Here is a 12,457-nt window from a genome sequence, read left to right as displayed (position 1 = left end):
ATCACCGAACGTTGTGTTTGGTAAGGAATGAACCATGCGTCATCGTAAAAGTGGTCGTCACCTGAGCCGCACCAGCTCGCACCGCAAGGCCATGTTTCAAAACATGGCGGTGTCGCTGTTCGAGCACGAGCTGATCAAAACTACACTGCCAAAAGCTAAAGAACTGCGTCGCGTTGCTGAGCCGCTGATCACTTTGGCCAAGACAGACAGCCTGGCTAACCGCCGTCTGGCTTTCGACCGTACTCGTTCGAAGGCTATCGTTGGTAAGCTCTTCAACGACCTGGGCAAGCGTTACGCTACCCGTGAGGGTGGCTACCTGCGCATCCTCAAGTGCGGTTTCCGCACTGGCGACAACGCGCCTATGGCGTATGTCGAGTTGGTTGATCGTCCTGCCGGTGGTGAAGCTGTATCCGCTGAGTAAGACGTCAGTCTGAAACGAAGAACCGGGCCTAGTGCCCGGTTTTTTGTGCGCGCTCGAAAAGCATTGCCATCAATGCATGAATAGAAAGGTAATTAGTAATTTTCTATCGATAGTCGCAACGCAATGAATTTGTAGCTGTAACGTTCCTGATCAATACTCCCCCTCAGCCGATAGCCGGCAGTTAAAGACTGACAGAGGAAGAGATCGCATGAGTCAAAATAAAACGCTGACCACCGCCAGTGGCGCTCCTGTCGCCGACAACCAGAATTCCCGTTCCGCCGGCCCTCGTGGTCCGCTGCTGCTCGACGACTTTCACCTGATCGAAAAGCTTGCCCACTTCAATCGCGAGAACATCCCTGAGCGCCGTGTACACGCAAAGGGCTCGGGTGCTTACGGCACGTTTACTGTCACTCGCGACATCACCCCGTACACCAGCGCTAAACTGTTTGAATCGGTCGGCAAGCAAACTCCGACGTTCTTGCGCTTTTCTACGGTTGGCGGCGAACGGGGTTCGGCCGATACCGAGCGCGATCCGCGTGGCTTTGCCCTGAAGTTCTACACCGAGGAAGGTAACTGGGACATCGTCGGCAACAACACGCCCGTGTTCTTCATCCGTGATCCGTTGAAATTTCCGGACTTTATCCACACCCAAAAGCGTCTGCCGCAGAGCAATCTGAAAAGCGCGCAGATGATGTGGGACTTCTGGTCGCACTCGCCTGAGGCGCTGCACCAGGTCACTATTCTGTTCTCCGACCGTGGCATTCCTGACGGCTATCGTCACATGCACGGCTTTGGTAGCCACACCTACAGCTTGATCAACGCCAATGGCGAGCGGCACTGGGTGAAGTGGCACTACAAGACTCAGCAAGGCATCAAAAACCTGGCGCCTGCAGAAGCGGCACGTTTGGCCGGTACCGATCCGGATTACGCGCAGCGTGACCTGTTCGGGGCGATTGAGCGCGGTGACTTCCCGAAATGGCGTGTGTGCATTCAGATCATGACCGAGGCTCAGGCCGCGGCGCACTATGAGAACCCGTTCGATGTGACCAAAACCTGGTCGCAGAAAGAGTTTCCGTTGATCGAAGTCGGCGAGCTGGAGCTCAATCGCAATCCGCAAAACTACTTTGCCGAAGTCGAGCAAGCGGCATTCGGCCCGAGCAACATGGTCCCGGGCGTTGGTCTTTCTCCGGACCGCATGCTCCAGGGCCGCGTGTTCGCTTATGCCGACGCGCACCGCTACCGCATTGGCACCAATCATCAGCAACTACCGGTGAATGCGCCCCGCAGCCCGGTGAATAGCTATCAGCGTGATGGTTCGATGGCATTCGGCAGCAATGGCGGTGCAGCACCTAACTATGAGCCGAACAGCTACGTCGATTCGCCGAAACAAGCGCCTCGCTACGCTGAGCCACCGTTGGCATTGAGCGGTGCCGCTGATCGTTACGATCATCGTGAAGACTCCGACTACTACAGCCATGCCGGTGCTCTGTTCCGACTCATGAGTGACGAGCAGAAAGCGCTGCTGACCAACAACATTGCCGGAGCCATGGCCGGCGTTTCCGGTGATGTGATTGATCGTCAATTGCAGCACTTCTTCAAGGCCGATCCGGCGTATGGAGAAGCAATTGCAAGGGCGTTGGGTGTACAGCTTAACGAAGTCTAAACGAGAAGCAGAACCGCCCTCATTTGGGCGGTTTTTGCGTTATTTGAACCACTTTTCTCAGAATATCTTCGCTTTTATCGCGTAAACGGAGTGACCAAACAGTCGCCTTGGTTCAAACTACAGACTTTCATGCAGGGAGATGTAGGGCGATGCAAGGGCACCCAGACGTAATCGATTACCTCAACACGTTGCTGACCGGCGAACTGGCGGCGCGTGATCAGTATTTCGTCCATTCGCGGATGTATGAGGACTGGGGTTTCACCAAGCTCTACGAACGCATCAACCACGAGATGGAAGAAGAGGCCGGGCACGCTGATGCCCTGATGCGTCGGATTCTGATGCTCGAAGGCACGCCGCGCATGCGTCCGGACGATCTTGATGTTGGCACCACTGTGCCGGACATGCTCGCCGCTGACCTGCGACTTGAATATAAAGTCCGCGCCGCGCTCTGCAAGGGCATCAAACTCTGCGAGCAACACCAGGACTATGTCAGCCGCGAGATGCTGCGGGTTCAATTGCATGACACTGAAGAAGACCACACCTACTGGCTTGAAAAGCAGATGGGTCTGATCAAGTTGATCGGTCTTGAGAACTACCTGCAATCTCACGCCTGATTGCTCCCTATACAAAAAAGCCCCTGTCACCGACAAAGTGACAGGGGCTTTTTCGTGGGCCCGATTCAGGCCTTGTCGCGAGCCAGCAGCGGCTTGAGGTAGAAGCCGGTGTGAGATTGCTTCATCTCGGACACTTCCTCCGGGGTACCAACCGCAATGATCTGGCCGCCCTTGGAGCCGCCTTCCGGCCCCAGGTCCACCAACCAGTCGGCGGTCTTGATCACGTCCAGGTTGTGCTCGATCACCACCACAGTGTTGCCGTGGTCGCGCAGTCGATGCAGTACGTCGAGCAATTGCTGAATATCCGCGAAGTGCAAGCCGGTGGTTGGTTCATCGAGGATGTACAGCGTCTTGCCGGTATCGCGCTTGGACAGTTCACGGGAGAGCTTCACCCTTTGGGCTTCACCGCCGGACAACGTCGTCGCCGATTGCCCCAGCTTGATGTAGGACAGACCTACGTCCATCAATGTCTGAAGCTTGCGCGCTAGCGCAGGAACCGCGTCAAAGAACACCCGCGCTTCCTCGATGGTCATCTCGAGGGTTTCGTGGATGCTCTTGCCCTTGTACTTGATTTCCAGTGTCTCGCGGTTGTAACGCTTGCTCTTGCAGACGTCGCACGGGACATAGATGTCCGGCAGGAAGTGCATTTCCACCTTGATCAGGCCATCGCCCTGACACGCTTCGCAGCGTCCGCCCTTCACGTTGAAGGAGAAGCGTCCCGGACCATAACCGCGTGAGCGTGATTCCGGTACGCCGGCGAACAGTTCGCGAATCGGCGTGAACAGCCCGGTGTAGGTCGCCGGATTAGAGCGCGGCGTTCGGCCGATAGGGCTCTGGTCGATATCGACGACCTTATCCAGATGCTCCAGTCCCTTGATGCTGTCGTGAGCGGCCGCCTCAAGCGTCGTTGCACCGTTGAGTGCCGTAGCGCTCAAGGGAAACAGCGTATTGTTGATCAGCGTCGATTTGCCCGAGCCGGACACACCGGTCACGCACGTCAACAGACCTATCGGAATGTCCAGGTCGACATTGCGCAAGTTGTTACCGCGAGCGCCCTTGAGCGACAGTGACAACTTCTTGTTACGCGGTGTGCGTTTGGCTGGAACGGCAATCTTTACTCGGCCCGACAGGTACTTGCCGGTCAAAGAATCAGGATGCGCCATCACTTCGGCCGGCGTCCCTTCGGCAACAATATGCCCACCGTGGACCCCCGCGCCCGGCCCGATGTCCACCACGTAGTCGGCCAGGCGAATAGCGTCTTCGTCATGCTCGACCACGATCACCGTGTTGCCGATGTCGCGCAGGTGCTTGAGTGTGCCGAGCAACCGATCGTTATCACGTTGATGCAGACCGATCGACGGCTCATCGAGGATGTACAGAACCCCCACCAGGCCGGCGCCAATCTGGCTGGCCAGGCGAATCCGCTGAGCTTCACCGCCGGACAACGTGTCGGCACTGCGATCCAGCGAAAGATAGTCGAGGCCTACGTTGACCAGGAACTGCAGGCGCTCGCGGATCTCCTTGAGAATCTTGTCGGCAATTTCACCGCGACGGCCCGTGAGCTTCAGTATGCCGAAATACTCGCAAGCATCGCCAATCGGCAGATTGGTCACCGCCGGCAGCGTCTTCTCGCCCACCCAGACGTGCCGCGCCTCACGACGCAAGCGCGTGCCACGGCAATCCGGGCAGGGCTGGGTGCTGAGGAACTTGGCCAGCTCTTCACGCACTGAAGCCGACTCGGTTTCGCGATAGCGGCGTTCCAGGTTCGGCACGATGCCTTCGAACGGGTGCGAGCGTTTGACGATATCGCCGCGGTCGTTCAGGTATTTGAAGTCGACGTTTTGCGAACCGCTGCCATGCAGAATGAATTTCTGCTGATCCGCCGAAAGGTCGTTGAACGGCACTTCCAGGCTGAACTTGTAGTGCGAAGCCAGCGACCCGAGCATCTGGAAGTAATAGACGTTGCGCCTGTCCCAGCCGCGAATAGCGCCCTCGGCCAGCGTCAACTCGCCGTTCACCAGACGCTTGATGTCGAAGAACTGCTTGACCCCCAGACCATCGCAGGTCGGGCAAGCGCCGGCGGGGTTGTTGAAGGAGAACAGCTTGGGTTCCAGCTCGCTGATCGCATGGCCGCAAATCGGGCAGGCGAAGCGCGCGGAGAAGATGATCTCTTCGCCGGGCTCGTCGTCCATCGGCGCGACCAGTGCGATCCCGTCTGCCAGTTTCAGCGCGGTTTCGAACGACTCGGCCAGGCGCTGCTGCAGATCGGCGCGGACCTTGAAGCGGTCGACTATTACATCAATCGAGTGCTTCTTTTGCTTATCCAGCTTCGGCAGCTCATCCAGTTCGCAGATCCTGCCGTTGACCCGGGCCCGGACAAAGCCCTGGGCGCGCAGTTCTTCGAAGACCGAAAGGTGTTCGCCTTTGCGCTCGCGAATCACCGGGGCCAGCAGCATCAGCTTGCTGCCCTCCGGTTGCGCGAGGACCAGGTCGACCATCTGGCTGACGGTTTGCGCTTCCAGCGGAATGTCGTGATCCGGGCAACGTGGAATACCCACGCGTGCGTACAGCAGGCGCAGGTAGTCGTAGATTTCGGTGATGGTGCCGACCGTCGAGCGCGGGTTATGCGAGGTCGATTTCTGTTCGATGGAAATGGCTGGCGACAAACCTTCGATGGTGTCGACGTCAGGCTTTTCCATCATCGACAAAAACTGCCGGGCATAGGCCGACAGTGATTCGACATAGCGGCGTTGGCCTTCGGCATACAGCGTGTCAAACGCCAGGGACGATTTGCCGGATCCGGACAGGCCGGTGATGACGATCAGTTTGTCCCGTGGCAGGGTCAGGTCGATGTTCTTCAGGTTGTGGGTTCGGGCCCCACGAATCAGGATCTTGTCCAAAGTGGCCTCGCTTGGCGGGCGTCGAAAACGTAGGAGTATACGGCCAAATACTGGATGGATGCACACTATCAAACGAGCGGAGTTGTGTCTTACATGAAGAGTCTGTCAGCGGAGCGCGTCAAAGCGTCGCGATATACCCCGTCAATCGATGGGACTGGTAGAATCGCCGCCGGTTCACATGAGGTTTTTCCATGCACGATCCCCACAGCGAACGCATGAGTGGCAGTGAGACCCGCGCAGCAAGCGGGCTGGCCCTTGTGTTCGCCTTCCGTATGCTTGGCATGTTCATGGTGTTGCCGGTACTGGCGACCTATGGGATGGATCTGGCAGGAGCGACCCCGGCCCTCATCGGACTGGCGATTGGCGCTTACGGCCTGACCCAGGCAATCTTTCAGATTCCTTTCGGCTTTATTTCCGACCGCATCGGCCGTCGTCCGGTGATTTACCTCGGGCTGATCATCTTCGCCCTCGGTAGCGTGCTGGCAGCCAATGCCGATTCGATCTGGGGCGTCATCGCCGGACGCATCCTGCAAGGCGCCGGGGCTATTTCCGCCGCAGTGATGGCGTTGCTTTCAGACCTGACCCGCGAGCAGCACCGGACCAAAGCCATGGCCATGATCGGCATGACGATTGGTCTGTCCTTCGCAGTGGCCATGGTTGTCGGGCCGCTGTTGACCCGCGCCTTCGGCCTGTCGGGGTTGTTCCTCGCCACGGGCGGCATGGCGCTGTTCGGCATCGTGATCGTCATGTTCATGGTGCCGCGTTCCACCGGACCGTTGCAGCACCGTGAGTCCGGCGTCGCCCGTTCGGCGCTGATGCCGACGCTAAAGCACCCGGACCTGCTGCGCCTGGACCTTGGCATTTTTGTGTTGCACGCGATGTTGATGTCGAGCTTCGTTGCATTGCCCCTGGCTCTGGTGCAAAAAGCCGGGCTGCCCAAAGAGCAGCACTGGTGGGTCTACCTCACCGCGCTGCTGATCTCCTTCTTCGCCATGATCCCGTTCATTATCTACGGCGAGAAGAAACGCAAAATGAAACGAGTTTTATTGGGCGCAGTGCTGACGCTGATGCTCACTGAGCTATTCTTCTGGCAGTTCGGCGACAGCCTGCGGGCTCTGGTGATCGGGACGGTGGTGTTCTTTACCGCGTTCAACTTGCTGGAAGCTTCGTTGCCATCGCTGATCAGCAAGGTTTCACCGGCGGGCGGCAAAGGCACGGCGATGGGGGTTTATTCCACCAGCCAGTTCCTCGGTTCGGCGCTGGGGGGGATCCTCGGCGGCTGGATGTTCCAGCACGGCGGTTTGTCGGTTGTATTCCTCGGATGCGCCGGCCTGGCTGCACTTTGGCTGGCCTTTGCTGTTACCATGCGCGAACCTCCCTACGTGACGAGTCTGCGCTTGCCGCTGTCGCCCGAGGCGATCCGCGAAGCGGGGTTGGTTGACCGCCTGAAGGCCGTCGTAGGGGTAACAGATGCGGTAATCGTTGCTGATGAAGCGGCGATTTACATCAAATTGGACACAGAACTATTGGATCGCACCACCCTTGAGCGCCTGGTGAACAACCCGGCCGGGGCAGCGTGCGTAGCCTAGGAGAACGTTATGGCCCGTGGGGTTAACAAAGTCATATTGGTCGGCACTTGCGGCCAGGATCCCGAAGTTCGATACTTGCCTAACGGTAACGCCGTGACCAACCTGAGTCTGGCGACCAGCGAACAGTGGACCGACAAGCAAACCGGTCAGAAGGTCGAGAAGACTGAATGGCACCGTGTTTCGATGTTCGGCAAGGTGGCCGAGATCGCCGGTGAATACCTGCGTAAAGGTTCGCAGGTCTACATCGAAGGCAAGCTGCAGACCCGCGAGTGGGAAAAAGACGGTATCAAGCGTTACACCACCGAAATCGTGGTCGACATGCAAGGCACCATGCAACTGCTCGGCGGCCGTCCACAGCAGGGCGACCAACAAGGCGGGGGCAATAACTACCAGCAGTCCGCCCCGGCTCCACGCCAGCAGGCTCCGCGCCCGCAGCAGTCAGCACCGCAGCAGTCGCGTCAGGCTCCGCCTCCACAGCAGGCAGCGCCACAACCGGCTCCGGATTTCGACAGCTTTGATGACGATATCCCGTTCTGATCCGCAGTTTTTCAGAACCGTAGACAAAAAAAGCGAAGCCATATGGCTTCGCTTTTTTGTTGCCGCTGTTAACCGGCCAACGTGGTCACATTGGCCCGTGCCGAGTGCAGCTTCTTGTAGCTTTCGATCAACCGCAGGTGTCTGTCGAGCCCCTCCAGTTTGGTGCTGGTCGGCGTCAAACCATGGAAGCGTACACTGCCGTCCACCGAGCCGATCACTGCATCCATCCGTTCGTTACCAAACATCCGACGGAAATTGGCCTCGTAGTCTTCCAACTCCAGGTCTTCGTCCAGCTTCATCTCCAGCACCGCGTTGACAGCTTGGTAGAACAAGCCGCGCTCAACCGTGTTGTCGTTGTACTGCAGAAACATCTCCACCGCCTCTTTGGCCTCTTCAAATTGCTGCAAGGCGAGATAAATCAGCAGTTTCAACTCCAGGATTGTCAGCTGACCCCAAACGGTATTGTCGTCAAACTCGATGCCGATCAGGGAGGTGATGTCGGTGTAGTCGTCCAGCTCACTTTCCACCAGACGCTCAGCCAGCGCTTGCAGTTCTTCGTCGTCCAGGCGATGCAGGTTCAGGATATCGGCGCGGAAGAACAGCGCTTTGTTGGTGTTATCCCAAATCAGGTCGTCCACGGGATAGATTTCCGAATAGTCCGGGACCAGGATGCGGCATGCCGTCGCGCCGATATGCTCGTAGACCGCCATGTACACTTCCTTGCCCATGCCTTCGAGAATGCCGAACAAGGTCGCGGCTTCCTCGGCATTCGAGTTTTCACCCTGGCCGGAGAAGTCCCACTCCACGAATTCGTAGTCCGACTTGGAACTGAAGAAGCGCCACGACACCACGCCGCTGGAATCGATGAAGTGCTCGACGAAGTTATTCGGCTCGGTCACCGCATGACCTTCAAACGTCGGCTGGGGCAAGTCGTTGAGGCCTTCGAAGCTTCGGCCCTGGAGCAATTCGGTCAGGCTGCGTTCCAGCGCCACTTCCAGGCTCGGGTGCGCGCCGAACGAGGCGAACACGCCGCCGGTACGCGGGTTCATCAACGTGACGCACATCACCGGGAATTCCCCCCCCAGGGACGCATCCTTCACCAATACGGGGAACCCTTGCTCCTCCAGCGCCTGAATACCGGCCTGTATTCCCGGGTACTTCGCCAGCACATCGGCGGGCACATCCGGCAGGGCAAATTCACCTTCGATGATTTCGCGTTTTACCGCGCGCTCGAAGATCTCCGACAGGCACTGCACCTGGGCTTCGGCCAGCGTGTTACCGGCACTCATGCCGTTGCTCAGGAACAGGTTTTCAATCAGGTTGGACGGGAAATACACCACTTCGCCGTCCGATTGGCGCACGTAGGGCAGCGCGCAGATGCCGCGTTCTTCATTGCCCGAGTTGGTGTCGATCAGGTGGGAGCCACGCAACTCGCCGTCGCGGTTGTAAATCTTCAGGCAGTGCGCGTCGAGTATTTCGCTCGGCAGTTCATCTTTACGGCCAGGCTTGAACCAGCGTTCGTCCGGGTAATGCACAAACGGCGCGTTGGCGATCTCTTCGCCCCAGAACTGGTCGTTGTAGAAGAAGTTGCAGTTGAGTCGCTCGATAAACTCGCCCAACGCCGACGCCAGCGCGCCTTCCTTGGTTGCGCCCTTGCCGTTGGTAAAACACATCGGCGAGTGCGCATCGCGGATATGCAGCGACCACACGTTGGGCACGATATTGCGCCACGAGGCGATTTCAATCTTCATGCCCAGGTCCGCCAGAATGGCCGACATATTGGCGATGGTCTGCTCCAGCGGCAGATCCTTGCCCGCGATATAGGTGCTCGCCTCTGAGGTAGAAGCAGGCATCAGCAACGCCTGGGCATCGGCGTCGAGGTTTTCCACCTCTTCGATCACAAACTCAGGCCCGGCTTGCACCACTTTTTTCACGGTGCAACGGTCGATGGAACGCAGGATGCCCTGGCGGTCCTTGTCGGAGATGTCCGCGGGCAACTCGACCTGGATCTTGAAAATCTGGTTGTAGCGGTTTTCCGGGTCAACAATGTTGTTCTGCGACAGGCGGATGTTTTCGGTGGGAATACTGCGAGTGTCGCAGTACAACTTCACGAAATACGCCGCACATAACGCCGACGACGCCAGGAAGTAGTCGAACGGACCCGGCGCCGAGCCATCGCCCTTGTAGCGGATAGGTTGATCGGCCACCACCGTGAAGTCGTCGAACTTGGCTTCAAGTCGAAGGTTGTCGAGAAAGTTGACCTTGATTTCCATGGGGGATTACCAGAATAACGGCTAAACGAATGGCCGCCATTATCCGGCATTTCAGCCATAAGTCTTGCGGGCGTCTGTCGATATGTCCTCACCGGGCCTTTTTAGTGGGCGATGGAGCGGTCAGTCGAGTATCAGATGCGGCAAGAACCGGCTCGAATCCTTGGTGATCAAGCTGTTGTCCTCACGTACACCGATCCCCGCCGCCTGATCGCCGATTACCCAGGAGCCAATCAACGTAAAGCTGTCGCCGAACTGCGGAAGCGGCGCGAACTCCTGAAGGATAAACGGCGCATCGGTGTAGGGGCCGTCCTCTTTCACGATCAGGCCGTCAGCAGTTTGCAGCTCGATATTGGCACCTTCCCGGGAGAAGAACGGCTTGCGCACCCAGCCTTTTGGTACGGCTTTGCCCGGCTCGGTATCCAGGTGCGCCGCGAGCAGGTTCGGGTGACCTTTGTTGAATTCCCACAACAGCGGCAGGATGCCTTTGTTGGAGATGATGGATTTCCAGGCCGGTTCGAAAAATTGCGTATCACTCTGGGCAATCGCTGCACCGAAGGGCTCGTGGAAGATGAACTCCCAGGCGTGCAGCTTGAACAGGTGAGGGATCCAGCGATCTTCGAGGTCGACGAAACGTCCGTCACTGGTCAGGCCGATGTCTTCGATATCGATGTGGCGTGATTCGATGCCGACCTTTTCCGCCACCAGCCGCAGGTAGTCGGTGGTGCCCTTGTCTTCGACCGAGTCTTTCATCGAGGCAAAATAGAAGGGTTGCTTGAGCTGCAATTGAGCGAAGGCCTGATGCAGTTTTGTGTCGATGCTGTTGAACTGGTCGGCATGCTTGGGCAGCAAGCCGCGTTCGATGCATTGCTCCAGCCAGCCCCACTGAAACGCCGCCGCCTCATACAGACTGGTCGGCGTGTCGTAATTGAGTTCCAGCAACTTGGCGGGCCCGGTGCCGTTGTAGGAGAAATCCATGCGCCCGTACAGGTGCGGGTGACCTTCGAGCCATGAGGTGCGCACCATGTCGAAGAATGGCGCGGGAATGCTCAGGCGCTCCAGCAACTCCTCGCTCTGAACCACGCGGGCCACCAGGTCCATGCACATCCCATGGATCTCGGTGGTCGGGTCTTCGAGATCGTTCTCGATCTGCTTGAGCGAGAACTGGTAATACGCGCTCTCATCCCAGTAGGGTTCGTTGTCGATGGTGTGGAACAGAAAGCCGAGATTCTCGGCGGTCTGTTTCCAGTCAGGACGCTCTGCGCAATGGATCTTCTTCATGGCCCGGTTTCCTTAACTGCTCGATCCGCCGCCGCCCCAGCCGCTGCGTGCGCTGGCCTTGCTGCCGAAGCCGCCACGGGAGGTGGACGAGGCAACGGAGACCGGCTTGCTGGTAGAAGAGCGAACCGAGTCGGCGTAGTTGCTGCTGCCGTACCTTGCCTGATTGGACTTGGTGAACGTCGAGCCCTTGGCAATCCGCTGGCTGAGCGTCGAGTTCGAGTAGCTGCCGCGGTCATCGCGATAGCGGTAGACCGGCTCGGAGTAGTAACTGTTGCGGTTGCTGCTCAGCATGTTGCCGATCAGCAGGCCGGTCAGCAGGCTGCTGGTGGAGAAGCCCGAGCCACCCGTGTTTGCCGCTTCCGAGGCGGGTAATTGAGCCTTGGCCGCGTCCACCTGGGATTGCGTCACCTGGCCATCAGCGGTCAGTTCGAAGCCGCCGAGCTTGGGGATGAACTTGCCGGCGGAATCCTGTTGGCACCAGTCGGCGACGAAGTCGGCATCGCAATCGGCCTGGCTGTCGTACACCGGCGCAATGCGGCGATGCTCGGCCATGGCCGTCATGTAGGCGTCCGAGCACACGTCCACCGGGAGCTTTTCATCGGCACACTGCTGAACGGACTGGAAGTTGTACTTCTTCTGCACCGCGTAGGTTTTTTCCGTCGGCCCGCAGCCTGATATCGCCATGGCGACCGACGCTGCCAGCGAAAGCTGAACGTACTTGCTTCGTTTCATCGGGATCTCCGGGCGCAATCAGTTCTGGGAAGGAGTCATGCACGCGGCGTTCAACATGCCGACGCTGATGGCCACGGCTGCCACGTAGATGCCCGCCGCGATTTCACCTTTCTTGATGCGCTCGGAGGTGCCTTTGAGCACCAGGCTGGTCACCAGAAATGCCAGCAATTGAACGAGGGCTGCGATGACCGCCCAGACCACGAAGTCGAGGATGCTGATCGAGTACGCAATCACGTTGCTGGCCGGAATGGCGAAACCGATGATGGCCCCGCCCAGGGCGATCGCAGCGGCTACGTTGCCGGAACGGATCAGTTCGAATTCCTTGTGCGGGGTGATGCGGGTGTAGATGAACTGGAACAGTGCGAACAATACCGCGGCGCCGAGGATGTACGAAACAAACCCGAACACGGCGGCTTTGTTCAAGGAGATAGAGAGTGCTTCTAGCATGGA

The 12,457-nt window shown here is 58.3% G+C and carries 10 protein-coding genes; 5 read left to right on the top strand and 5 right to left on the bottom strand.

Annotation, left to right across the window (positions count from 1 at the left end; genetic code table 11):
• Nucleotides 1–34 precede the first annotated feature (34 nt).
• The 3 genes from rplQ (at nucleotide 35) to bfr (ending at nucleotide 2,698) form a co-directional block, all read left to right on the top strand.
• Nucleotides 35–421 carry a 50S ribosomal protein L17 gene (gene rplQ, locus FHL16_RS21700; RefSeq protein ID WP_008145500.1) on the top strand — a complete coding sequence of 129 codons (387 nt, stop codon included), beginning with the start codon at nucleotides 35–37 and terminating at the stop codon, nucleotides 419–421.
• Nucleotides 422–629: 208 nt separating this feature from the next.
• Nucleotides 630–2,084, top strand: coding sequence for a catalase (locus FHL16_RS21695; protein WP_010467275.1), 1,455 nt, complete (start codon nucleotides 630–632; stop codon nucleotides 2,082–2,084).
• A gap of 149 nt (nucleotides 2,085–2,233) precedes the next feature.
• On the top strand, nucleotides 2,234–2,698 hold the full coding sequence (bfr, locus tag FHL16_RS21690; RefSeq protein WP_010467276.1) for a bacterioferritin: 465 nt from the start codon (nucleotides 2,234–2,236) through the stop codon (nucleotides 2,696–2,698).
• 65 nt (nucleotides 2,699–2,763) lie between these two features.
• On the opposite strand, the gene uvrA is transcribed toward bfr, so the two are convergent.
• A complete protein-coding gene (gene uvrA / locus FHL16_RS21685) occupies nucleotides 2,764–5,598 on the bottom strand; it encodes an excinuclease ABC subunit UvrA (protein ID WP_010467278.1) in 2,835 nt (944 codons plus the stop codon).
• Nucleotides 5,599–5,789: 191 nt separating this feature from the next.
• Here uvrA and FHL16_RS21680 point away from each other — a divergent pair, with 191 nt between their 5' ends.
• Complete coding sequence (locus tag FHL16_RS21680) at nucleotides 5,790–7,187, top strand: MFS transporter (RefSeq protein ID WP_010467280.1); 1,398 nt, start codon at nucleotides 5,790–5,792, stop codon at nucleotides 7,185–7,187.
• 9 nt (nucleotides 7,188–7,196) lie between these two features.
• The gene (locus FHL16_RS21675; RefSeq protein WP_010467282.1) at nucleotides 7,197–7,724 is read left to right on the top strand and encodes a single-stranded DNA-binding protein; all 528 of its coding nucleotides are present in this window, start codon (nucleotides 7,197–7,199) and stop codon (nucleotides 7,722–7,724) included.
• A 68-nt stretch (nucleotides 7,725–7,792) separates the two neighbouring features.
• Here FHL16_RS21675 and FHL16_RS21670 read toward each other — a convergent pair whose 3' ends face one another.
• The 4 genes from FHL16_RS21670 to FHL16_RS21655 form a co-directional block, all read right to left on the bottom strand.
• Complete coding sequence (locus tag FHL16_RS21670; RefSeq protein ID WP_077749255.1) at nucleotides 7,793–9,997, bottom strand: OsmC domain/YcaO domain-containing protein; 2,205 nt, start codon at nucleotides 9,995–9,997, stop codon at nucleotides 7,793–7,795.
• Nucleotides 9,998–10,117: 120 nt separating this feature from the next.
• Nucleotides 10,118–11,275: a glutathionylspermidine synthase family protein gene (locus FHL16_RS21665; protein ID WP_010467286.1), complete on the bottom strand. Its 1,158-nt coding sequence runs from the start codon at nucleotides 11,273–11,275 to the stop codon at nucleotides 10,118–10,120.
• Between the two features lie 12 nt (nucleotides 11,276–11,287).
• Nucleotides 11,288–12,007 (bottom strand): DUF1190 domain-containing protein, encoded by a 720-nt coding sequence (locus FHL16_RS21660; protein WP_010467288.1) that lies wholly within the window; start codon nucleotides 12,005–12,007, stop codon nucleotides 11,288–11,290.
• 18 nt (nucleotides 12,008–12,025) lie between these two features.
• The gene (locus tag FHL16_RS21655) at nucleotides 12,026–12,454 is read right to left on the bottom strand and encodes a DUF350 domain-containing protein (RefSeq protein WP_010467290.1); all 429 of its coding nucleotides are present in this window, start codon (nucleotides 12,452–12,454) and stop codon (nucleotides 12,026–12,028) included.
• Nucleotides 12,455–12,457: the final 3 nt, after the last annotated feature.

This window comes from Pseudomonas sp. FSL W5-0299 (assembly GCF_005930655.1).
In the GTDB taxonomy this organism is placed as follows: Bacteria; Pseudomonadota; Gammaproteobacteria; order Pseudomonadales; family Pseudomonadaceae; genus Aquipseudomonas; species Aquipseudomonas mandelii.
This window is presented reverse-complemented; position numbering and strand designations above follow the sequence as displayed.

Bases quoted from the DNA above. Each gene is read 5' to 3' on its own strand.
- rplQ (WP_008145500.1), top strand. From the start codon at position 35: ATGCGTCATCGTAAAAGTGGTCGTCACCTGAGCCGCACCAGCTCGCAC.
- FHL16_RS21695 (WP_010467275.1), top strand. From the start codon at position 630: ATGAGTCAAAATAAAACGCTGACCACCGCCAGTGGCGCTCCTGTCGCC.
- bfr (WP_010467276.1), top strand. From the start codon at position 2,234: ATGCAAGGGCACCCAGACGTAATCGATTACCTCAACACGTTGCTGACC.
- FHL16_RS21680 (WP_010467280.1), top strand. From the start codon at position 5,790: ATGCACGATCCCCACAGCGAACGCATGAGTGGCAGTGAGACCCGCGCA.
- FHL16_RS21675 (WP_010467282.1), top strand. From the start codon at position 7,197: ATGGCCCGTGGGGTTAACAAAGTCATATTGGTCGGCACTTGCGGCCAG.
- FHL16_RS21670 (WP_077749255.1), bottom strand. From the start codon at position 9,997: ATGGAAATCAAGGTCAACTTTCTCGACAACCTTCGACTTGAAGCCAAG.
- FHL16_RS21665 (WP_010467286.1), bottom strand. From the start codon at position 11,275: ATGAAGAAGATCCATTGCGCAGAGCGTCCTGACTGGAAACAGACCGCC.
- FHL16_RS21660 (WP_010467288.1), bottom strand. From the start codon at position 12,007: ATGAAACGAAGCAAGTACGTTCAGCTTTCGCTGGCAGCGTCGGTCGCC.
- FHL16_RS21655 (WP_010467290.1), bottom strand. From the start codon at position 12,454: ATGCTAGAAGCACTCTCTATCTCCTTGAACAAAGCCGCCGTGTTCGGG.